The 23,555-nt window shown below is 31.5% G+C and carries 24 protein-coding genes and 1 pseudogene; 2 read left to right on the forward strand and 23 right to left on the reverse strand.

Annotation, left to right across the window (positions count from 1 at the left end; all coding sequences use genetic code 11):
- Nucleotides 1-120: 120 nt before the first annotated feature.
- The 12 genes and pseudogenes from CN601_RS22745 to CN601_RS22800 all read right to left on the reverse strand — a co-directional run bounded on the left by CN601_RS22745 (nt 121) and on the right by CN601_RS22800 (nt 9,285).
- Entirely contained in the window at nt 121-777 is a 657-nt protein-coding gene (locus CN601_RS22745; protein ID WP_098121635.1) for an FMN-dependent NADH-azoreductase, read from the reverse strand.
- 110 nt (nt 778-887) lie between these two features.
- Nucleotides 888-1,370, reverse strand: coding sequence for a dihydrofolate reductase (locus tag CN601_RS22750; RefSeq protein WP_098172408.1), 483 nt, complete (start codon nt 1,368-1,370; stop codon nt 888-890).
- Entirely contained in the window at nt 1,367-1,666 is a 300-nt protein-coding gene (gene thyA / locus CN601_RS22755) for a thymidylate synthase (protein ID WP_373604998.1), read from the reverse strand. Before thyA (CN601_RS22755) ends, CN601_RS22750 begins: the two co-directional genes overlap by 4 nt.
- A gap of 278 nt (nt 1,667-1,944) precedes the next feature.
- Nucleotides 1,945-2,442: pseudogene (gene thyA / locus CN601_RS22760) on the reverse strand (thymidylate synthase); the annotation flags it as partial.
- Between the two features lie 31 nt (nt 2,443-2,473).
- The gene (locus CN601_RS22765) at nt 2,474-3,262 is read right to left on the reverse strand and encodes a class I SAM-dependent methyltransferase (RefSeq protein ID WP_098172409.1); all 789 of its coding nucleotides are present in this window, start codon (nt 3,260-3,262) and stop codon (nt 2,474-2,476) included.
- Nucleotides 3,263-3,484: 222 nt separating this feature from the next.
- Nucleotides 3,485-3,913, reverse strand: coding sequence for a BrxA/BrxB family bacilliredoxin (locus tag CN601_RS22770; RefSeq protein ID WP_098121639.1), 429 nt, complete (start codon nt 3,911-3,913; stop codon nt 3,485-3,487).
- Nucleotides 3,910-5,067 (reverse strand): conserved virulence factor C family protein, encoded by a 1,158-nt coding sequence (locus CN601_RS22775; RefSeq protein ID WP_098121640.1) that lies wholly within the window; start codon nt 5,065-5,067, stop codon nt 3,910-3,912. The genes CN601_RS22770 and CN601_RS22775 overlap by 4 nt, the downstream gene beginning before the upstream one ends.
- Nucleotides 5,068-5,122: 55 nt before the next feature.
- Nucleotides 5,123-5,512, reverse strand: a complete 390-nt coding sequence (locus tag CN601_RS22780; protein WP_172444238.1) for a single-stranded DNA-binding protein — start codon at nt 5,510-5,512, stop codon at nt 5,123-5,125.
- 165 nt (nt 5,513-5,677) lie between these two features.
- On the reverse strand, nt 5,678-7,567 hold the full coding sequence (locus tag CN601_RS22785; protein WP_098172410.1) for an ABC-F family ATP-binding cassette domain-containing protein: 1,890 nt from the start codon (nt 7,565-7,567) through the stop codon (nt 5,678-5,680).
- Nucleotides 7,564-8,208 (reverse strand): HD domain-containing protein, encoded by a 645-nt coding sequence (locus CN601_RS22790; protein WP_098172411.1) that lies wholly within the window; start codon nt 8,206-8,208, stop codon nt 7,564-7,566. The genes CN601_RS22785 and CN601_RS22790 overlap by 4 nt, the downstream gene beginning before the upstream one ends.
- A gap of 186 nt (nt 8,209-8,394) precedes the next feature.
- The gene (locus tag CN601_RS22795; protein ID WP_098172412.1) at nt 8,395-8,610 is read right to left on the reverse strand and encodes a hypothetical protein; all 216 of its coding nucleotides are present in this window, start codon (nt 8,608-8,610) and stop codon (nt 8,395-8,397) included.
- A 192-nt stretch (nt 8,611-8,802) separates the two neighbouring features.
- Complete coding sequence (locus CN601_RS22800) at nt 8,803-9,285, reverse strand: glutathione peroxidase (protein ID WP_098172413.1); 483 nt, start codon at nt 9,283-9,285, stop codon at nt 8,803-8,805.
- A gap of 171 nt (nt 9,286-9,456) precedes the next feature.
- Between CN601_RS22800 and CN601_RS22805 the strand changes: the two genes are divergently transcribed.
- Complete coding sequence (locus CN601_RS22805) at nt 9,457-10,404, forward strand: MBL fold metallo-hydrolase (RefSeq protein ID WP_098172414.1); 948 nt, start codon at nt 9,457-9,459, stop codon at nt 10,402-10,404.
- Nucleotides 10,405-10,441: 37 nt separating this feature from the next.
- Here CN601_RS22805 and CN601_RS22810 read toward each other — a convergent pair whose 3' ends face one another.
- From CN601_RS22810 to CN601_RS22830, 5 genes are all read right to left on the reverse strand, one after another.
- Nucleotides 10,442-11,659, reverse strand: coding sequence for a DEAD/DEAH box helicase (locus CN601_RS22810; RefSeq protein ID WP_098172415.1), 1,218 nt, complete (start codon nt 11,657-11,659; stop codon nt 10,442-10,444).
- Nucleotides 11,660-12,187, reverse strand: coding sequence for a hypothetical protein (locus tag CN601_RS22815; RefSeq protein ID WP_098172416.1), 528 nt, complete (start codon nt 12,185-12,187; stop codon nt 11,660-11,662).
- Between the two features lie 84 nt (nt 12,188-12,271).
- Nucleotides 12,272-14,143, reverse strand: a complete 1,872-nt coding sequence (locus tag CN601_RS22820; RefSeq protein ID WP_098172417.1) for an ABC transporter ATP-binding protein — start codon at nt 14,141-14,143, stop codon at nt 12,272-12,274.
- Nucleotides 14,140-16,374, reverse strand: a complete 2,235-nt coding sequence (locus tag CN601_RS22825; RefSeq protein WP_098172418.1) for an ABC transporter ATP-binding protein — start codon at nt 16,372-16,374, stop codon at nt 14,140-14,142. The genes CN601_RS22820 and CN601_RS22825 overlap by 4 nt, the downstream gene beginning before the upstream one ends.
- A 126-nt stretch (nt 16,375-16,500) precedes the next feature.
- Entirely contained in the window at nt 16,501-18,180 is a 1,680-nt protein-coding gene (locus CN601_RS22830) for a formate--tetrahydrofolate ligase (RefSeq protein ID WP_098172419.1), read from the reverse strand.
- Nucleotides 18,181-18,363: 183 nt separating this feature from the next.
- Here CN601_RS22830 and CN601_RS22835 point away from each other — a divergent pair, with 183 nt between their 5' ends.
- Entirely contained in the window at nt 18,364-18,726 is a 363-nt protein-coding gene (locus CN601_RS22835; protein WP_098121653.1) for a permease, read from the forward strand.
- Nucleotides 18,727-18,888: 162 nt separating this feature from the next.
- On the opposite strand, the gene CN601_RS22840 is transcribed toward CN601_RS22835, so the two are convergent.
- The 6 genes from CN601_RS22840 to CN601_RS22865 form a co-directional block, all read right to left on the reverse strand.
- Nucleotides 18,889-19,659, reverse strand: coding sequence for an oxalate:formate antiporter (locus tag CN601_RS22840; protein ID WP_257131793.1), 771 nt, complete (start codon nt 19,657-19,659; stop codon nt 18,889-18,891).
- 144 nt (nt 19,660-19,803) lie between these two features.
- Nucleotides 19,804-20,187 (reverse strand): DUF3888 domain-containing protein, encoded by a 384-nt coding sequence (locus CN601_RS22845; protein WP_098121654.1) that lies wholly within the window; start codon nt 20,185-20,187, stop codon nt 19,804-19,806.
- A gap of 360 nt (nt 20,188-20,547) precedes the next feature.
- A complete protein-coding gene (locus CN601_RS22850) occupies nt 20,548-20,730 on the reverse strand; it encodes a hypothetical protein (protein ID WP_098172420.1) in 183 nt (60 codons plus the stop codon).
- 31 nt (nt 20,731-20,761) lie between these two features.
- Entirely contained in the window at nt 20,762-21,889 is a 1,128-nt protein-coding gene (gene spoIIP / locus CN601_RS22855; protein WP_098121655.1) for a stage II sporulation protein P, read from the reverse strand.
- 227 nt (nt 21,890-22,116) lie between these two features.
- On the reverse strand, nt 22,117-22,443 hold the full coding sequence (locus tag CN601_RS22860) for a hypothetical protein (protein WP_098121656.1): 327 nt from the start codon (nt 22,441-22,443) through the stop codon (nt 22,117-22,119).
- Nucleotides 22,444-22,649: 206 nt separating this feature from the next.
- Nucleotides 22,650-23,546 (reverse strand): TIGR03943 family putative permease subunit, encoded by an 897-nt coding sequence (locus tag CN601_RS22865; RefSeq protein ID WP_098121657.1) that lies wholly within the window; start codon nt 23,544-23,546, stop codon nt 22,650-22,652.
- Nucleotides 23,547-23,555: the final 9 nt, after the last annotated feature.

The raw sequence follows: 23,555 nt of genomic DNA on the forward strand, positions 1-23,555 counted from the left end.
TTTAATTTAAAATTCTAGAATTGCCAATTCAGTATATTTGTCTTCTAGATTGCAAAATTATATACTTAATAAAAAAAAAGAATCGACAAGTATTTGCCGATTCTTCGATATTGTGAATCTTTAGTTCGAAACTTTTGCATTGCTGAATTCTGCAGCAAGAACTTTAGCTTTTTCGATTGCATTAGCTTTAATTTCTTGTGCTTTATCAGGCATTGCAGCCATACCTTCAACGAATAAAGTAGTTACATCAGTAACACCAACGAAGTTTAAGATACTAGTTAAGTATGGGCTAGAGAAGTTAATTCCAGTAGCAGGACCTTCTGAATATACGCCACCGCTTGCTTGGATGTGTAATGCTTTTTTGTTTTCAAGTAAACCAACTGGACCATTTTCAGTATATTTAAATGTTTTTCCAGCAATTGAAATATTATCAATAAAGTTTTTAACTACTGATGGGAAACTAAAGTTCCAGAATGGAGTAACGAATACATACTCATCAGCTTGAGTGAAAACTTCTAAATTATGATTCATAGCAGCTAAAGTAGCTTGTTGATCTGCACTTAATTCTTCAAAAGCAGTACCGCTTGCTAATTTACCCCATGCATCAAATACAGTTCCATCTAACATAGGAACATTTTCTTTAAATAAATCGAAATGAACAACTTCATTTTCAGGATTTGCTTTCTTGTATTCAGTAATAAATGCTTCCCCTACAGAAAGACCAAATGAATTTTCAATCGCATTTGGATTTGCAGTAATATAAAGTAATTTTGTCATTTTAACAACTTCCTCTCAGTTTCGTTTATCTTTAATTCGAGATTTTATTTTAAAAAATTAAGGGATAACCAAATCCCTTAACCTCATAATAATATCTTTAATTCAAGATGTCAACACTTTTTTTCATATACAAAATAGCGATATTTTATTTCTGATTTTTCATCAATCTGCACTTCAGATACGGATTTAACATTCCAATCTCCCTTTAAAAAGTTTTGGAAAAATGTATCTCCTTCAAAATTATGTTCAATTTCAGTAATATAAAGGGTATCTAAATACGGGAAGGTTAAATTAAAAATTTCAGCCCCACCAATAATAAACAAATCCTCATTTTTATGATCTTCAAGATAACTGATCACATCATTTATAACCGTAACACCATCAGGATGAAAATCCTTTTGTCTTGTTACAATGACATTCTCACGTTTAGGAAGTGGTCTACCAATCGAATCAAAGGTTTTTCTTCCCATAATAATTGTATGTCCAGTAGTCACTTTTTTAAAATAAGCAAGCTCTTGCGGAAGATGCCAAGGCATCTCATTATTTAAACCAATCACATTGTTTTCTGACATAGCAACTAATGCAGCGATCATACACTTACTACTCCTTTAATCGCAGGATGAAATTCATAGTCTTCTAATGTAAAATCTTCAAATTTAAAATCAAAAATGTTTTTAATCTCAGCATTTAACTTCATTTTCGGTAATTTATGTGGCTCTCTTGATAGTTGTAAATTAATTTGTTCAAGATGATTTGTATAAATATGAGCATCTCCAAATGTGTGTACAAAATCACCTAATTCTAAATCACATACTTGAGCAATCATCATAGTTAAAAGTGCATAAGATGCGATGTTAAATGGTACTCCTAGGAAAATGTCAGCTGACAAGATCTTCAACCAAGCTCGTTACGCCTGGCCCGTCCTTTAAAGAACTGCTACATGTCACCATGCAGATGAGACTATATCACGACCTCTTAGACGAGGCCCCTTGCATTTCGAGTGCCAATCACTTGCACCCTACTCCATATTTGGATAGTCGTTAGGCATTTATTATTCTTTTTTATTTTGCAAAGAATAAATTTAGCACGGGATTGTCTTTAATTAAAGAGTTTCCCCGTTTAGCAAGGTTTTCGGTACAGATCACTCTGTAAAGGCGCTCAAATTTAACGCTGATAAAGCTGACAAGATAACTTTCCATCATTCACGTAAAATTGGAAGAAACAATGACATGGTGCTAAAGCCATTTTATCAAGTTCTCCAACATTCCAAGCTGAGACAATTATTCTTCGTGAATCTGGATTTGTTTTTATTTGATTAATAACTTCGGAAATTTGATCAATTGTTGAACCATCAGCTGCTTTCCATGATCTCCATTGTTCACCATAAACAGGACCTAAATTACCATTTTCATCGGCCCACTCATTCCAAATACGGACACCATTTTCTTTTAAATATGCAATATTCGTGTCGCCTTTTAAAAACCATAGTAATTCATGAATGATAGATTTTAGATGAACTTTCTTAGTCGTTACTAAAGGAAAGCCATCTTGAAGATTAAATCGCATTTGATAACCGAATGTACTGATAGTTCCTGTTCCAGTACGATCTGTTTTTGTCATGCCATTGTCTAATACGTGTTTACATAAATCTAAGTATTGCTTCATACTTGGCCCCCTAATTATGTATTCTTAATTCTTAATACTCCTCTTTACGAACCTCAATAAAGCCAAAGTGAAATTCTGAAGACTTACGAATTAACTGATTAAAACCATATTTTTTATATCTTTCACTTCTAAAATGATCTTTCAAAACTACTCTTTTTTTAGCAACGCGTCTAGCTTCGTTAATCACTTCATAATTGAGGTCATCATATGATGCTAAGTTTTTCAACGCTGCAATACCAGAAGAGGCTTCAATATTTTTTTCAAACATCGGATCAAAATAAACGATATCAAAAGAATGATCAGGAAGAGACTTCAAATAATTTTTATAATCAATATTTTTCACTTCAATTTTGTTGATGATATTCGACCAGTCATTAATGTTCTGCTTATTTGTTTTTAAGCCTTTTGAAGTTAAGTAAGCAATGATTTGATTTTTCTCTAATCCTAAAATTTTCCCTTGGTCACCTACAACATAGCTTGCAACAATGCTATCTGATGCCATTCCAAGTGTACAATCTAGAAGTGAATCACCTTTTGTTAGTAAACAAGCATCACAAAAAGGATCATGTTCACCTTTCATCAATCGTCTAATTCTGAAAACAGAGGAATTCGGGTGAAAAAAATATGGAATTGCTTGATCATCCTCATACCATTCTAATCTATTTTTACCTAAAACTAATATAGGTTTATTAAATTTATGATAAATTTCTTCTAAGCTAAGTTCATTTCGGATTATTGCCTGTCCATTTAAATCTGAGGCAATGATTTCAGCTTCTTTTACTAAATTAATATCCGGCCTTAAGCAAGTTGTAATAATCATAGTTCTCCTTAATTAAGAAAAAAAGAGGATAAATCCTCTTTTCAGACTGTTGACAAACGCTCGCTTTCTTCGTTGCTTCGCCTGTCTGCGGTGCTCATTACCGTTTTAGGTAACTCCGCTCCTCACCAGGCTTCGCGCCTCGAAAGACAAGCGCTCGCAATCAGTCTGAAAGTCAAATTGTTGAATTTTGTCTAAATACTGAAAAGAGGAATACTCCTCTTTTTACATTTGTTCGAATATTGATTGAATTCTAGCTTTAATATCTTCTGGTGTTGAACCTTCGATTTGTTCACGAGGTATAAAACCTACTACCTCTTTACCTTTAAATACTGCCATTGAAGGTGAAGAAGGTGGGAAATCTGCTAAATATTCTCTTAATGTAGCTGTTGCTTCTTTATCTTGTCCTGCAAACACTGTCATAACATTTGCTGGTTTCTTTTCTGAATCGATTACTGCTTGAACTGCAGATGGTCTAGCAAGACCAGCAGCACAACCACAAACTGAATTAATTACAAAAAATGCAGTATCATTTAATTCATTCATAAATGATTCTACTTCTTCCCCTGACGTTAATTCTGTAAAACCATTTGAAGTTAATTCTTCTCTCATTGGTTTTACAATACCTTTCATGTACTCATCGTATGCATTCATTGTTTTGTTTCTCCTTTTTCATTTTCTGATTTCATACGTTCAGTCATTTGCTTCCAAACTGAACCTAATGCTTCCTCACCATTTTCAATTCGATGTAATGCTAGTTGAACTTGTAACTTCACTTCGAATTCTGGGTCGTCTAATGCAGCTCTTAATGCTGGAATTGCACTTTCATCACCTAATTCGAAAAGAAACATTGCCGCACGCCATCTGACTAATTTACTTGAGTCATTTAACGCTTCAATCATAGCAGGCATAGCTTCTTCATAACCGATGTCAGATAAACAATCTCCAGCAATTCTTCTTACACCTACTGCTTTATCCTTTAATGCCTCATATAAATAAGGTAACACTAATTTAGATTTTAACATACCTAAATAAGCTGTTGCTAATCTTCTTATTGAAACATGCTCATCTTTTAATGCTATTTTTAGTAAAGGCAAATCTTCAATTGTCGGATCGATCTTTACAAATCTAGCATATCTTTTTTTCCAATCTTTTTCTTCAAAAATATCTGCAGTAAATGGTTCAAATTTAGGAGCAACTTTTTTCTCAGAAATTGTAGCATCGTTTGTCATTACTTCGTTTACAATATTTTTAATATCATTTTCAGAATGAGTAGCAGTTAATTCATCGATAATTTCTTTCTCGATGGTAGACAATTCACCGTAGCGAATTCCATAATCAATCCACTGTCTTTCAAATACTACATTTGATGCAGCCGTTGTTAGTTTCATAATTGCTTCTTTATAGTACGGTGGTAAAGCCGCTCTTTGTTCTTCACCATTAACAATTAATTTTAACTGCATTGGGATGTTATGATACATTTGAACAAATACTTGTACTTCACCAAAATGATTATCAATTACAGGTTCATCAGTTGCTACATCATTTACATCTTCTCCAAATACATTGCGTACTTGTAGTAAAATACTTTGCCAATTTGCATTTGACTTACGATCAATAGCAATAAAATCAGCTACATGGTATACACTTTTAATTCCTTCTATCCCTAATATTTGTTTAATAATTTCGGGTGCTTTTTCTATATTATCAATAGAATAGTGATTTCTACTGCCAGATGGCAATTCTTCATCTAATAGTACTTTCATTGTATTAGGACTTGGTGTTGGTTCAATCGATTTAATCTTCATTTTTAACCCCTCTTCTTGTTATTTAATTCATTTTATCAAAAAGAGGAGAAACTCACTATTGTAATGCTTTCACGAATTGCTCAAAATCATTTGCATTTGATTCCGCTACATTGTGAGTTAACTCTTCAGATTGACGAGTAAAAAGGTGAAATTTCTCAACTATGATTTCAGTCACATAAATAGGTCTTTCAGATTCCTTTACATAACTTGAAGTTTTAATAATTCCTTCAATTGAGACTTCCATACCTTTTTTTGCTTTTTTAGTAGCATATTCGGCAATAGGACCCCATAATTTTACTGATACATAATTCGTTCTTGTTTTTTTCAGATAGTCTGAATAAACATTTGTAGCAATATTAATAAAAGTTGTTTTTCTACCATTCGCTGTTGTTTGTAAAACCGGTTCTTTCGTTAATCTACCTACTAATACAACATTATTAATCATTATTACCATCTCCTTTATTTTTTTCTACAATACAAAATATTTGTACGTTCGTAAAAAAAGGAAAATAGTATTTTCAATTACTTTTTCATGTAAAGAATTCAATAAATATTATATAGATATTGAATATTAGTTCAGATTTATTGCTAAATACTTAAAATTAATACTTTACTTTAAACTTTCTACAAGGTCACTTAAAACTGACCAACGTTCCATTTTTTCCTCTAATAAGCCTTCTTTGTCTTCAATCTGTTTAGAAAGTTTAAATGCTTCATCAAAATCAGAGCCGACTGCTTGTAAGTCTTCATTTAGTTTTTCAATTTCATTCTCCAGCTTCTCGATATCTGACTCAATACTTTCCCACTCTTTTTGTTCTTGATAACTTAATCGTTTTTTCTTTTGCTCTTTTTGATAAACAGGTTTTTCAACCGCTACTTTTTCTAATTCAACTTCACGCTTTTCGACTGATTGACGCTCTAAATATTCTGTATAACTTTCTAGAGTAGATGATACTTTTCCTTCACCTTCAAATATTAATAATTTATTTGTAACTTTATCTAAGAAATAGCGATCATGTGATACTGTCACGACTACGCCACTAAAATTCTCAATATAATCCTCTAAAACCGTTAAAGTATCAATATCTAAATCATTTGTTGGCTCATCTAGTAATAGTAAGTTTGGAGCAGTCATTAATAACTTTAATAAGTAGAGTCTTCTTTTCTCACCGCCTGAAAGCTTACCTAATTGAACACCGTGTGATTGAGTTGGGAATAAGAATGTTTCAAGCATTTGAGAAGCTGAAATTGTTTTTCCATCTGGTGTATGGATGATTTCTGCTTCTTCCTTAATATAATCAATCATTCTCATAGTTGGATTCATTATTTCTTGTATTTGTGTATAGTACGCTACTTTTACTGTTTGCCCAACTTCAATTTCACCTGAATCAACTTGTTCATCTCCAACTAGCATTTTTAACAAAGTTGTCTTACCAGCTCCGTTTTCACCAATAATGCCAATTCGATCAGTTTGAAGTAAAAGTAAATTAAAATTATCTAAAATTTTCTTTTCATTAAATGCTTTACTCACTTCTTTAAACTCAACAACTTTTTTTCCTAAACGAGTTTGTTGAAAATTCATTTCCATTTCAGCTTTTTCTTGGTTATTCAATTTACCTGAAAGATCTTCAAAGCGCTGAATACGAGCTTTTTGCTTTGTCGTTCGAGCTTTTGCACCTCTACGCATCCAAGCTAATTCTCTTCTAAATAAGTTGTTTCTTTTTTCATTTGTAGCTGCTTCTTGCTCTTCTCGAGAAGCTCTTTGTTCAATATAATACTGATAGTTACCTTCGTATCGATAGATATTACCATTTGATAGTTCTAATAATGCAGTAGTAACTTCATCTAAGAAATAACGATCATGTGTTACGAATAGTACTGCATTTTGAAGTCTTTTTATGTACTCTTGTAAAAATACTATACATTCATAGTCCAAATGGTTGGTAGGCTCATCTAAAATTAATAAATCACACGGATGAATTAATGCTTTTGCTAAAGCTACCCTTTTTTTCTGACCACCAGAAAGTAGAGTTACATCTAAGTTTAAATTTGATAAGCCTAACTTAGTTAAAATGGTTTTAGCATTAGCTTCTATATCCCACCCATTTAATGAATCCATATCAGCTTGTAATTTTAATAACTCATTTTGTAATCCTTGGTTAGCTGGATCTACTTGAAGAGCTTGTAATGTTTTCTCATAAGATTTTACTAAAACCATTACTTTGTCTTCGCTCTCAAAAACTGCTTCAAGAATCGTTTGTTTTTTATCAAAATCTTCATGCTGGGGCAAATAACTGATTACATAATCCTTTGGAGTAATAATTTTGCCATCATCTGCAGCTTCTTCACTTGCTATGATCTTTAATAAGCTTGATTTACCTGTTCCGTTTATACCTAATAATCCAATTTTTTGCCCTTCACTTACGGTGAATGAAATTTTATTAAATAAACTTTTTTCTCCATACGTTTTAATTAAATTTTCTACACTTAAAATCTTCATATTTTAAAATTCCACTCTTTCATAAATTCGTCAATGAATTTTTCTACAAATTGATGTCTTTCTTCGGCTAACTCTAACGCTGCCTCTGTATTCATTAAATCTTTAAGTTTTAATATTTTTTCATAAAAATGATGCATTGATGAACTTTGATCACTTCTATATTCTTCAATTGTCATGTTCTCTCTTATTTTAAATTCAGGATTGAACATACTTCTGCTTTTTTTCCCACCGTACGCAAAAGTTCTAGCTACCCCTATTGCACCAATTGCATCCAAACGATCTGCATCTTGTACAATTTTACCTTCAATTGAAGTAGGAATAACTCCATTTCCACCTTTATACGAAATATTTTCAACTATGTACATTATTTCATTTACATCTTCACTAGTTAATCGGTCATTTAGAAAAGATTCTAACTGGGCTTTTTGTGCTTCAAGATTGTCATGTAATTTATCATCAATCACATCATGTACTAATGCAGCACACTCTACAATAAATTGATTTGCATTTTCTTTTCGCGCAATATGGACAGCTAAGTTTCTAACTCGGTCAATATGATACCAATCATGCCCACTACTATCACCTTGATGAAGATTTCGGACATAGTTTTCTATTTGTATAATAATTTCTTGCTGATTCATACTACTTACCCCCATAGATTGACTAGTGATATTATATCATTTTTTGTCGGTAAAACATTAATAGAGTACGTTTAGATTAAAAAATAGGATCTGCTTGTTTTTGATCTATAAAAGGGTTGTCGATTTAGACAAACTAATTTCAAAATTCTAATTAAACTAAGCCACTTACTTGAATAGGAACGTTCCCTATTCACTATCAGATTGTGGTGAAACCAAAATGCTTAGTCCTATTTTTTCTCCATAATCCCACATTTTTACCCAAGGATAAGTTTTTTCTGGTAAGTGGAAAGAACGTTCTTCTAGTGGCTTTATTGCACTCATATCACATTTTATGCCATTAATTTCAGTAGCAGGATGAATACTTACATCTCTACCTGTATCATTATAAAACCTGAATTTCATTTAGTTCACTACTTAGTCATGAATCTATCCTCGTTTGACTCATACAGAGAAATAGTTACACTGGTCATTCGATTTTTCTTCACCGGTTCCACTTTATATTTTCTAATGCGTAATAAAAAAACCTTCATTTCAAATGAAGGTTTAAATGTATTGGCAAAATCCAATATAATCTACTTAAATCTTTTCACAAGTTTAAGCTTTCAATAATTTTTCGATTGTCGGTCTTAGCTCTTGAGGATTTGTTTGTGGTGCAAAGCGTTCGATTACTTCACCGTTTTTATCAATAATAAATTTTGTAAAGTTCCATTTAATTGATTTTAATCCCATAATGCCTGGAGCTTCTGAACTTAAATATTTAAATAATGGATCTGCTTTATCTCCATTTACGTCAATTTTACCAAAAACAGGGAATGATACACCATAATTTAATTCGCAAAAACTTTGAATTTCTTCGTTTGAACCTGGTTCTTGATTCATAAATTGATTACATGGAAAACCTAGAATAACTAAACCTTGTTCTTTATATTCTTCATATAATGCTTGTAAATCTTTATATTGAGGAGTATATCCACAAGCACTTGCAGTATTTACAACAATAATGACTTGATCTTTATAATCAGAAAGTGCTACCGTTTCGCCTTTACTATCTTTTACTTGAAAATCATAAACACCCATTTTACATTCCTCCTGCTTCCATATAATTTTATAGTAAGTATTTTCCATGAAAAAGTCTAATCTTAAATACTATATTTTGAAAAAATTCTTCAAACGTATTAGAATTAATATGAACGTTAAATTAAACCAAATTATTTCTTCACCTTTTTAGAAAAGAACGGAGGTAAGAGTATGCAAGATTTAGGATTTAATACATATTTAATTGATTTATATGATTTATCATTTCCGGAACGAACAGGTTGCTATGTTATTTTAGATGAAGATATTACAATCATTGAAACTAGTGCAACTCCTTCTCATGAGCATTTAGTGGCAGGGTTAAAAGAGTTACAAATTTCATTTGACAAGATTAAAAATGTAATCGTGACACATATTCATTTGGATCACTCAGGTGGCGCTGGTGTATTGATGGAAAAATGCCCTAATGCAACGCTTTATGTACATCCTAAAGGTGCAAGACATTTGGAAGATCCAACAAAATTAATTGCAAGTGCAAAACAAGTATATGGAGAAGATTTTGATCGATTATTTAATCCAATTCTTCCAATTAAATCTTCTCAAATTTATCAAGTAGAGGATGGCGAGGAGCTTGTTATTGGTAATAACCGTAAACTAACATTTTTATTTACTCCTGGTCATGCTAATCACCATATTTCAATTTTTGATTCTACTAGTAAATTTATGTATACAGGTGATACACTAGGGATCTATTATCCACAGCTTCAACAGGAAATAGGTACTTTTATTTTACCATCGACATCTCCTAATCAGTTTTCATATGAAGCAACACTTAATTCATCTAGAAAAATTCAATCATTTAAGCCGGAAGCTATTTGCTTCGGTCATTATGGATTAACTAGAGATACAAAATTCGTTTATGAGTCTTTAAAAGTATATTTAGATCGTTTTATAGACCTAACTACATCTACGATTGAAGAAAATAAAGAGAAACCTTTTTATGAGAAAAGTAAGATTTTATCGGATTCATTATTTAAAGAAGTAAAACAAGATCTTCAAAATAAAAATATAAATGAGAGTCATCCTGTTTTCCAGATCATAAAACTGGATCTAGAAGTTTCAGCTATGGGATTAGTACTAGCAATGGATCGAAATGAATAAATAAAAAAACTTCAGCTAAAAGGCTGAAGTTTTTTATTTATTTTTTAAATTTTTTCACTGGTTTCTTTTTACTTGAATCAGCTTTTTTAATTGGATTTGAAGTAGGTTTCGTTCTTTTTTCGTCAGTTGAGTTCTCTTTCATTACGTATTTTTGTACTTCACCATGCGATACCATTAGTTGTTCAAAATACAATTTTTGAGTTCCTCTTAGGGTAAATAAATGCTTTTTCTCACGAGGTGTTGTTAAGTTAATAACAGTACCTTGTTTACCCATTCTTCCGACACGACCACTTCGATGAGTATACTGTTCAACTTTTTCTGGCACATCAAGTGTAATGACGTATGGTAAATCTTGTAAATCAATACCACGCGCTGCTACATCTGTTGAAAATAGCAAAGTGATTTTACCAGTTTGAAGGTCTTTTAAAACTCGGCTTCTTTCCATTTTCCCTAGTTTCGAATGAAGAACCGCTGTTTTAACTCCTCTAAAGTTTAATTTAGATGCGAAACCTTCAAGTTTAAATGGCTCATTACTAAATACAAGTGCTTTCATATTTTGAACAGAACCAATTCTTCTAAGTAGTTCTAATTTTTCTCTTTCTTCACATGGAATAAAGCCATGGATGATATTACCCTCTAAGCTTTGTTCAATCGATATTTCTTTTAAATTTGAACTTGTTTCCTTTGCAAATTTCATTGCCCCAGGAGTGATTGTTGCAGATAAAAATAACAGCTGGCGATCTTTCATTGTAGCTTTGACAATTTGTGGTAAGTCTTTTTGATCATCCGTTTTAATTAGTTCATCAACTTCATCAAATACGATTGTTTTAACACAATGCATTTTTAATTTTTTTTGTTTAATTAATTGGGAGATTCGTCCAGGTGAACCAACAATAATTTTTGGTTTTTGTTTTAATTTTTCGATTTGACGTTTAACGTCTGCTCCTCCAACTATAGAAGCAGTCTTAATATTTGTATTTTGTGTATAGTCTTGTACAACTTGAAAAATTTGCATAACAAGCTCCCGGGTCGGGGCCATTATTACAACCTGTGGGCTTTCTTCTTTTTCATCGATTTTATTAATCAACGGTAAAACATACGCAAGCGTCTTACCAGTACCAGTCGGAGATTGTGCGATCACATCATTTCCCTCTAAAATAGCTGGGATTGCTTCCTCTTGAACTGCTGTCCATTTCGTAATATTATTTGCTTTTATTTTTAATATTGTTTGTTCTAGTAATTGAAAATGTTCCATTTAAATCTCCTTTAATGTTTGCTCATCGTACCATTGTAACATTATTTCTGCTATATGTACCAATTCTTCTATCTTATCAAAGTCATCTTCAGTCATTTTTGCCTTAAATTTTATGTTTACAGATGATTCAATCTTATTTTTGTCTAAAATGGATTGTTTAATGTTATAAAACGGCGTATATTGTTCATTTGTTTTATTTTGAAATAAAAGGAGACTTCTTTGAATAATTTCAATTTCCATTGTTTTAGGTAGGAAAAATTCAAATTCTATAAAACATCCTACATCAGTATTTCCATTGATTAATTCATTAAATAAATCACTTGCCGTAGTACTCATCGTAATTTTACAACTTGTTGTATAGGACAGCTTACTTAATTTTTTATATTGGATTGAGAACAGTCGATCCATTTTTGAAAGATTAACATAATCATTCCGATCAATTATTTCATAATCACCATCTAAATCTTTATCATAAATAAGCCCTTCTAATATAACCTTCATATTGTCAAAAGCAGTTGGATCAAACATAAAACTTTCTCCTTTTATTTTAAATTTTACAAACAAAAATAATCCGATAAAATCAACTTGATTTAATTTTATCGGACATAATTTTTAACTTATTATTTCGAATTGACTATTATAAAGATTTGCATAGAAGCCTTCTTTTTCCATTAACTCGTCATGAGTACCTTGTTCAACAATATCTCCGTCCTTCATACAAAGGATTAAATCTGCATTTCGAATCGTCGATAACCGATGGGCAATTACAAAACTTGTTCTTCCCTTCATCAGATTATCCATTGCCTTTTGTATTAAAGCTTCAGTTCTAGTATCAACACTACTCGTTGCTTCATCTAAAATTAATATTTCAGGGTCTGCCAAAATTGCTCTAGCAATTGTTAATAATTGCTTTTGACCTTGTGAAATATTATTCGCTTCTTCGTTTAGTTTCATATTATAGCCGTCCGGTAAAGCACGAATAAAGTGATCAGCTTGAGCAGAAATCGATGCATTTTTAACATCTTCATCACTTGCTTCAAGTTTTCCAAATCGGATATTTTCGGAAATGGTCCCATTAAATAACCATGTATCCTGAAGAACCATTCCAAATAATGATCTTAGTTCATCTCGTTTGTATTTCTTTATGTCATGACCACCAATTGAGATTTCTCCACTATTAACATCATAAAAACGCATTAATAAATTAACGATTGTTGATTTACCTGCTCCAGTTGGTCCAACAATGGCAATTTTCTGCCCAGGTTCTACAATTAAATTAAAATCATGAATAATCGTTTTATCTGGTGTATAACCAAAAGCAACATGATTAAATCGAACTTGGCTGTTGACTTCATTTTCCTTTATTGAAATCGCATTTGTCTCTTCAGGTACTTCTTCTACTTCTTGTAAAAATTCAAATACTCTTTCTGCTGCCGCTGCAGTTTGCTGAAGGATATTTGAAATATTTGCGATTTGTGAGATCGGCTGTGTAAATGATCTTACATATTGAATAAAAGCTTGAATACCACCAACTGTCATTGAGCCGTTCGCTGTAAAATAACCGCCTAATATACAAATAGCAACATAACCGATATTTCCAATAAAAGCTGTAATTGGAATCATCAGACCAGATAGGAAATTAGCTCTCCATGCTGATTTATACAGTTCATCATTATACTGACCAAATGTTTTTGTCGATTCCTCTTCACCACTAAACGCCTTAACTAAAACATGATTACCTAACATTTCTTCTACATGACCATTAACTTTCCCTAAAAATCTTTGCTGGTTAATAAAATGCTTTTGAGACTTTTTAACAATCATCATAACAAAGACCATTGAAAGTGGTAATATACATAGCGCAACTATTGTAAGTTTCCAACTAATTGAAATCATCATAATTGAGATCCCAATTATAGAAGTAATCGATGTAATAATTTGTGTTAAACTTTGGTTTAATGTTTGATTAATTGTATCGACATCATTTGTAATTCTTGAAAGAACTTCACCATGATTAGTCTTATCAAAATAGCTTAAAGGCAATTTATGAACTTTGTCATTTATATCACTTCTTAGCTTAAAAGTTACTTTTGCAGTAACACCGCTCATTACATAACCTTGTAAGTATGCAAAAATAGAGCTTAATACATATAATCCGATTAACCACAAACCAATGACACTAATTTTCCCAAAGTCAACATGGCCAGTACCACTGATTTGTTTCATTACGCCAGTAAAAATTTGATCGGTTGCTTTCCCAAGTATTTTTGGACCTAAAATTGTAAAAAAAGTTGAAAGAATCGCCAAAATAAATATGAAAAAGATTTTACTTTTATAGACCCCAATATAACTCATCAATTTAGCCATTGAACCTTTAAAGTCTTTAGCTTTTTGACCAGCCATAGGAATATTTCTTCCAAACATTTGTCCAGGCCCACGTCCACCGCTCTGATTTTGAAAAGTATTTTTATTAGAATTGCTCATGCTAATTCCTCCTTGGACAACTGCGATGAAGCAATTTCTAAGTATTCAGGGCAACTTTTTAGTAGTTCTTTATGTGTACCTTTACCGACGATTTTGCCACTATCTACAACAATTATGTGTTCGGCATTCATAATTGTACTAACTCGTTGAGCAATGACAATCATTGTACTATTACTTATATTTTCATTTAGTGCCTTTCTTAAGGCTAAATCGGTTTTAAAATCAAGTGCTGAGAAACTATCATCAAAAATTAGAATTTCAGGCTTTTTTGCTAAAGCTCGAGCGATTGAAATTCTTTGCTTTTGACCACCTGAAACATTGTCTCCGCCTTGAGAAATCTCGCCATTAAATTGACCTTCTTTTTTAGAAATAAATTCGCTAGCTTGAGCAATTTGAGCAACTCTTTCCATCTCTTCATCTGAAATATTTTTATTACCATATTTCAAATTCGTAGCAATTGTCCCAGTTAGTAATAGCCCCTTTTGAGGTACATAACCAAGTTTAGATCGTAAATTTTCTTGCTTAATTTCCCGAACATCTACACCATCAATTAAGATTTGTCCTTTCGTTACATCATAAAAGCGTAATATTAAATTTGCGATCGTTGTTTTGCCTGACCCAGTTGGTCCAATAATCGCAGTTGTTTGACCTGGTTTTGCGATAAAGGAAATATCACTTAGCACATCATTCTCTGCGCCTTCATAACGAAAATCAACATTTTTAAACTCAATATATCCATGCTTGTTAGAATCAAAATCCTTTTCGTTTTCCGGGTCGACTATGGATACTTCTGTAGAAAGTACCTCTGATATTCTACTAGCAGAAACAGCTGCTCTAGGTACAAGAATAAACATGATCGAAATCATTAAAAATGCTGTAATAATTTGCATTGAATATTGCATAAATGCCATCATGTCACCAACTTGCATATTAGATTTTGCAATTTGATGAGCTCCAACCCAAATAATTAATAAAGATGAACCATTCATAATCAACATCATTGAAGGCATCATTAATGACATAACTCTATTTACAAACAAGTTCGTTTTCGTTAAATCAGTGTTAACTTCTTGGAATCGCTTTTTTTCATGCAAGGAATTCCCAAACGCTCTAATTACCATTAAGCCAGTTAAGTTTTCTCTTGAAACCAGATTTAACTTATCAATCAATTTTTGAATTAATTTAAATCTAGGAATTGCGACTGTCATTATAATCATTATTAAACATAGTAGGACAATAACAGCTAAGGCAATAATCCAACTCATTGAAGCAGACTTATTTATTGCCATAATAATTCCGCCAATTCCCATAATTGGTGCATAACAAATCATTCGAATACCCATCATTAGTAAAGTTTGTATTTGCATCACATCATTTGTGCACCTTGTAATTAGTGATGCAGTTGAGAATTTATCAAACTCTTTGTTTGAAAAGCTCTCAATTTTTTTAAATACGTCTTTACGTAAGTTTCTTGCAACGCCTGATGCAATTCGAGAAGATAGAAAGCTTACTAAAACTGTAGCTAATCCACCAAGTAAAGCAATTGCAATCATGATCAAACCAATTTTAATTATGTATAAGCTTCCAATTTTATGTAAATTCACACCTAATTCAGTATAAAATGCTTTTGTCATCATGATTCCACTTTGGGTTAGTAAGCTTTTATCTGATGAAACTGCCTTATTATGAGCATTTATTATCGTATTTTGATTCAACTTATCAAACATTGGTTGTAATTGATATAGTTTCGTCAAATCAATTTTAGTTGATTTCCCAGGTGAACTGTTCTTTGTATGTTTGACTTTCCCACTCGATCCTTCCTGTATGATATTAAAAAGTGTCCACGTAGATGTCCCAAATGTACGATCGAGTTTTTTATCAATGTTTTCATTCGTTTCGTTTTTGATATATAAGTTATTTTCTGCATTTTTGTAAATACTTTTATAGGTTTTACCGTCGGAGTTTTTATCTGTTGCAGATTTCAAGTTATAATTTTTATAAACCATTTCCTTTTCATTTGCTGTCATAAAGGTTGTCATTAGTTTTAAACCTTTTTGACTTATTGCATCTGGAGCAACATGTAATATTCCATTTTGCTGTATTCCATTGTTTACGATTTCAGACATATAGTTAGGTAAGTTCAAATCACACATAGCCTGACCAAATAAAAATAAAATGGCTAATATTAAACTTGTACTAAATGATTTTAAATATTTAGCTAATTTGATCAATTTAGCATCTCCCCCTATTATTTACATTACATAATTACTCATAGTTATAATTTAATACTATATTTTATCTCACTCATATTGAAAAAACTCGCATTGAATGCGAGTATATTTTTCAAAAAATAATTATTAGAATAAACCTTTTGGACGCCCTTGTTCATCTACATCCATATTTAATGCTGCTGGTTTTTTAGGTAGCCCAGGCATCGTCATTACGTTTCCTGTAAGCGCAACAATAAATCCGGCACCGATTGATGCTTTTAGCTCTCTAATTTCTACTTTGAAGCCAGTTGGACGACCTACTAAACTTGGTTGATCTGATAGTGAATATTGAGATTTAGCCATACAAATTGGTAGTTGATTCCATCCATTTTCATTAAATTCTAAAATCTGTTTTTTTGCTTTAGGTGAAAAATTCACTCCATCTGCACCATAAACTTCTTTTGCAATTTTTTCTATTTTATTTTCAATGCTGTCTGTTAATTCATATAAATAGTTAAACTTTGCTTTAGGATTTTTTAATATATTAACAAGAGATTCAGCTAGCTCTACGCCGCCTTTACCCCCGTGTTCCCAAACTTCAGTTAACACGATTGTAATACCATTATCTTGTCCCCATTGTTTTAATACACTTATTTCGTCTTCAGAATCGGTAATAAATTTATTAATTGCAACTACAACAGGTACATTAAATTTAGAAACTGTTTCTACATGCTTCTCAAGGTTTTTAATGCCATCCTTAACGGCTAATGAATTTTCATTCGCTAATTCATTTTTATTTACTCCACCGTGCATTTTTAATGCTCTAATTGTAGCAACAATTACAACTGCATCAGGTGTAACTCCTAATGCTCTAGTTTTAATATTTAAAAACTTTTCTGCACCTAAATCTGCACCAAAACCAGCTTCTGTTACTACAAAATCGCCTAATTTCATCGCCATTTTAGTGGCAATTACACTATTGCATCCATGAGCAATATTTGCAAACGGTCCACCATGTATAATTGCTGGAGTGTGTTCAATCGTTTGAACAAGATTCGGCTTAATTGCATCTTTAAGCAATAATGTAAGAGCTCCTTCTACTTTTAAGTCTCCTACAGTTACCGGTGTTTTATGTATAGAATAGCCCACTACAATTCGTTTAAGTCTTTCTTTTAAATCTTGAATTGATGACGCTAAACAAAGTACAGCCATGATTTCTGAAGCAACAGTAATATCAAATCCATCTTCTCTAGGTACACCACCAGAAGGTCCACCTAAACCTACAATGACATTTCTTAAAGCACGATCATTTAAATCAACTACACGCTTCCAAGTGATTCTACGCACATCAATTTCCAAATCATTTCCTTGATGGATATGATTATCAATAAATGCTGCTAATGCATTATTGGCAGTTGTAATCGCATGGATATCACCGTTAAAATGCAAATTAATATCATCCATAGGTAAAACTTGAGAATAGCCTCCTCCAGTAGCTCCACCTTTAACTCCCATTGTTGGACCTAAAGAAGGTTCGCGCAATGCAACAATTGCATTTTTGCCAATTTGGTGAAACGCTTGAGCAAGTCCAACAGTCACCGTTGATTTCCCTTCACCAGCAGGAGTAGGATTTATTGAAGTGACTAAGATTAATTTTCCATCTTCATTTTTATTTAATCGGTCAAGTACTGATAATGATAATTTTGCTTTATAATGACCATAATTTTCTACATCTTCTTCAAATAAGTTCAAATCATCTGCGATTTCTGTAATTTTTTTCATTTTTGATTCAAAAGCAATTTCTAAATCTGACTTCACTTGACTCATTCACTCATCTCCAATTGCATTCTTTATACCAAAAATTATAGCATAATTTTACTTTAAATTCATTTTCTAATATTCGAAATTCTTTATTCATTTCTTTCAAAAATTACTAATACTTACTACTTATCATCGTAATTCTTAGTCACATACTATAGGTAAGGCATTAAAAGAAAGGAGTGTTAATTTATGTATCGTCATAGAAAGCATAATGAACAAAAACGCAATCACAATTTACCTAATGATGACAATGATCACAACGAAGAATATAGTGCAGAGTTTTATCCGACGAGGGATGTTTTTTATACAGACACGACTTCAGATAAATCTCATGCAACTGGAATTGTAATTGGATACGTAGCTTTATTTTTTTCACTATTTTCGTTATTTTTAATGCCTGTACTGTTTGGGATCATTGGAATTGCTATAGGTATTTACAGTGTAACAAAAGGTCACTCCACTTTAGGTTATACAGCAATTGGTTTTGGTTTATTTTCGGTAATTGTCACTATTTTTTATAATTTATTAATTGTCTTAAGTGCGATTCTTTAACAATAGATTTAAAAAGCAAAAAAAAAGACCTTTAAGGTCCTTTCAAACTTTTGGAATTTCAAGAGTAACTTGAAAGGACCTTAAAGAATACTTGCGATAAATGATATGATTTTCGTTTATACAATCCAACAATTATCAATATTGTTTACAGAATAAGATCCTTTAAACTTCAACCACTGTCCATTCATCATCTTTCTTCGAATAACTTAAATTTGCTATATGATTTGTCAGTTCACGATAATCTTCTACATTTTCTAAAACTTCATCTACACCAGAATAAAAATCCACACGGAAAATTGGGATCTCGATCACTTTTCTATTTTCAACACGCTCACTCAAATCAATAATTAATCCATCTTCCATTAACGGATATAAGGTCAACATTAATTTAATATTGATTGGATTAATTTGTTTTGAACGATTAAATATATTTATACTTCGTCTCTGAAGTTGAGTAATTTTATAAGATATAACATTACAAAGCATAAAGATAAAATCATTAATTCGTTTATAATAGACCTTTTGGTACATTCCGTCACTTATATTCATGTATGCAAAAGAATTATTTAGTCTAGGTATAAATGGTTTTTGTAATGGTTCTTTTTTGTGAGCAAGATAAAGTAATTCTGCTATTTCTTTAGGCTCTAATTCGTCCAAATCTGCTAATTCTTCAAAATCAATCCAACAAAGATCATCATGCTCGTCATGTTCCATTATAAATTTATTAATATCCTCTCTTTCTACATAATAAAAAGAGGAATTTAAATTAAAATCAGACCATTGAATATCGTGTTTTAGCAAAAGAATGTTTTGAAGTGGAAAAGGAAGTCCTTGAACAAACTCTTTATAATTTATTCCAGATGTTATAAAGCAATGATTATGCTTATCACCATATATATAGATAATCTCCTTTATTGAATCAATTCCCGCCAACGATATTGCCACCTTTAAATTTTTTCTTTATCATATCATATTTTATACTAATTTTATCATCTAAAATGATAAATTTCATTCTTTTTACCTAATATAGTTTTACATTTTTTACCAAAATATCACTTTTTCATCCTTTTAACTTCGTTAAACAGGAGGTCTACATATAGAAGTTGTTTTTGTTTGAATTGGTTCTTGCGTAACAGAACGAATATTCCACTCACCATTATCATTTGTAAAATTAAATTTAACTAGAGTGTAAGGCGGCTGTTGATTTTGTTTATATGCAACAAGTTGAATAGTTGCTTCAAATACGTATGTACCATTATATTTCTTTTTTATATTCGTGATTGCCGCACAATTATATTGTTCACCTGGACCAAAAATTTTATATAAACGACTATTAATACTAGGAAATAAGATTGATAATACTGCATCCTCTAATACTTCATTCTGAACTGCAAACGAACTAGCCGGTTTCGAGGCTACAATTAAACACGTTAATAAAATGACAATAAACCCTCTCTTCATATCGATCCCTCCATCTACGATTAAAAATCTATTTACTATGTATTCTTTACAATTTAATGAAGGATATGTTATCGATGGGATAGGATAAAAAAAGTGAGCTAACTAACAGTCATCGTAACAGACAAATAGCCGCCACCCACTATTTGAATTCAAGAAACTTTGTTTAGATTAAATTGGTGTGTATTATAGTGGTTTTTTTCAAGGAGGATTGATTTTATGATCTCCATTTCTTGTTTTTCGGTAGATTCCCCCACTTTTTTAGTGAGTATAGAACGATTTAGAGCAAACTTATGAATTTTCCATTTTAATATAGTTATTATTAATCGCGAGTTACCCTAACCGGTATAATTATTAGCCGATCTAATTTGAGTTTTCTGGGAAATTAATTGCAGTTTTACTAATTTTATTTGCACTTAGATCTTTATTTGCAGTTTCTAATTCCTTATTTGCCCATTTCACTGCTTTATTTGTATAGCTCAGGCTTTTTAACTGCACTTCGATTTTTGTAACTACTCTATAAATAGAAAAATGAGGATGCCCCATAGGACACCCTCTATTAGCCGCTCCCTTACTTTTACTGATGATCCCAGTAGTATTTGCTTAAAATATCTGAAAGTAAGTCAATTGTTCGATATAGTTCAGGTAATGTATTATCAACTCCACCGACCTCTATTAAAATCGAGTTAGGAGATAAGTCTTGGTTGTATACTCCATTTCCTTGCTTATAGTTTTTACTATAAATTCCGCGTGTTAATCCTTTGTTAAATTTCATGATTTCACTATTTAAATCTTTTGCTAAAGCTAAATTCTTTTGATAATTTTTGTTTTCTACACCGACAATAAAGTATAGCTTTGCATATTTTTGACCATCTATCTCGGTAGTTGTCACTTTACCCCTTTGATCATCACGATGAATGTCAATTAGATAATTTAAATCCTTATCTTGTGAAAGCGCATTTTCTACAACCAGTCTTGACATTTTATATGATTTTCCCCAATCCCAATGTCTTTTCGTTAATTCAGCTCCAATATTCGTTTTATCATCAATTGCACCGATTCCATTTGCTTCTAAATTATTCTTCAACCGCTCACCTAATAAGCTTACATTTACTTTCGGAGATGATGCTTGATTAGGTTCCTTCGCACCAGGAATTAAAGGTAAAAAGGATTCCCAACTATGCGTGTGGTAAATAAAAAATACATCTTTTCCATTTGTCGTTTTTGATGGTGGATTTGCTGGATTTTTAATTGGCTCATTTACTGGATCTTTAACATTTGGATTTTGGTTAATTTCTGCCAATGTTAAACTCGATTCGATTGGTAGATTTGTAAAATCAATGCCTTCACCGGCAACTAAAATATTATTTTCAAATTTTGTCATACTAGATATTTCATGTACTAATAAACTTTTTGGGTCATACAGTCTAATATTTGTAATAAACGAAAAAAGAATATTCGTGATAGGTTGTCCATCTTTTTTCGATTCGTTACCTAACTTAAAGTGACCGTTTTCGTACTCAAATGCTTTAATAAATCCTTCATAACTCATTTTTTCGAACCATTGATGAATATAGTATGATTTTGTATTTTTCATTGATGTTACAAATAAACTTGCCAACAAAAATAATAAGACAATGCCTACGAAGACACTTGCCGTCACACGTTTAAGATTAATAGATTTAATATAAATAGATTGTCTCATCGAATCACCTCTAATAAAACGTATGTACAAGCCCTATAAAATAGAATTGAAAATTTATTAATTCATTATTATAAATTAGAACTATTAATATAAATGAATACATTTGTTGGCTTCGACCCTAGTTTGCTCGCTTTTTATAATTGAAAATAAAAAAGAGATGTCTTAATAGACACCTCCTAGAAAAAAGTTCGTATATTTATTTAACAAGTAAGTTTCTAAATCTTAAACTATCTACAACGACTGAAGTTAGTTAACGGATTTACAACGCAACCATTTCTAGCAGCGTCTAATTGTCTTTGACAGAATGAGCTTTCTGCAGGTGATACCATAGAATTGTTGTTTGATCTTCTTCTATTTTTTCTGCATCCACAGCCTTTGCGCTCATTCATAGCAGGTTCAACTTCTTTCATTTCTTCCATTCTTACTTCCATTACTCTGTCATCTTCTTTGCATTCACAACATGGTCTACGAACTTCAACAAACTCTCTCATATCTCTCACTGGAGATACTTCTTCTCTCTCTTCTCTACGATTGCAACCACAAAATCCCCACATTTAAAAACACCTCTATAATTATTTATTGTACATTTATAACATACGTAAAAATTTAGATATTGAATGTGTACATGTCTAGATATAAACAAGTTTTTTAAATTATTTTTCTATTTTCGGTAAGTGAAATTTTTAGAATCATTGTTTTTGAATGAATTGTTTAGTTATTTAACCAAAAATGTAAAAAAAATGAGCCACTTGGGCTCATTTTATTTATTACGATAAACATATTCATCTTTTGGTGGTTGAATCTCCTTAATTTTGGTCGCTTCTACATAAGGAATATTAACTTTAAATGGTTGATAGTACATTTGTTGTATATTACCTGTAACTTCAATCCACTGATCATTTTTAAACTTTTGATTATCAGGTAAGTTAATAAGCAATCCATATACACCTGAATCAGCGACACAGTGAATGATTCCAAACCTAAATAAGAAAACTTGATTTTTATTTAAGCTTTTTTCATGATAAATAAAACCTTTATAAGTTAGTTGTTTTCCTAAATACTTTCCAGGCTCATCATATAAAACTTCCATTCCTTTAAGAAAGTCATAATCATTCAAAACGATACTTTGTTTATTAATATATTCTTTTGATTCTTGTTTAATTAATTGTTGATAGCCTTCTTGTCCATAATAAATACTTAAATCAGGTTTTAAATATTGTCTTTCCATAAATGGATCATTATTACCTGGTTCAGAAACAGGAAAATGGAAGCCCTTTGCGTGAACAATTGTCGAATCTAAAGTTGCAACAGGTAAGAAAATACCTGTAAATAATGGGAAAATAAAGACTAATCCATTTAACAACTTTTTAAAGCCTTTTGCTTCTTTATGAACATGCCCATGCACACAAGTATGATCACATTGATGATCATGAGAGTGGCTGTGGTCATGATCATGGTCGTGGTCATGGTTTTCACCTTCATCACGACTAGTCCTTAAAACATGAATAACTTGTATGATCGTTAGAAAAGCAAATAATATCCCAGCTGTCAGAGATAAATAAGAGTATTTCATATTAATATATTTTGAGATCGTACCCTTAATATGCAATTGCATTAAAAAGAAGGTAAATCCTAAAAGTACATATGCTCTTGCCATATCGATTCT

This window comes from Bacillus sp. AFS017336, assembly GCF_002555445.1.
GTDB lineage: Bacteria > Bacillota > Bacilli > Bacillales > Bacillaceae_G > Gottfriedia.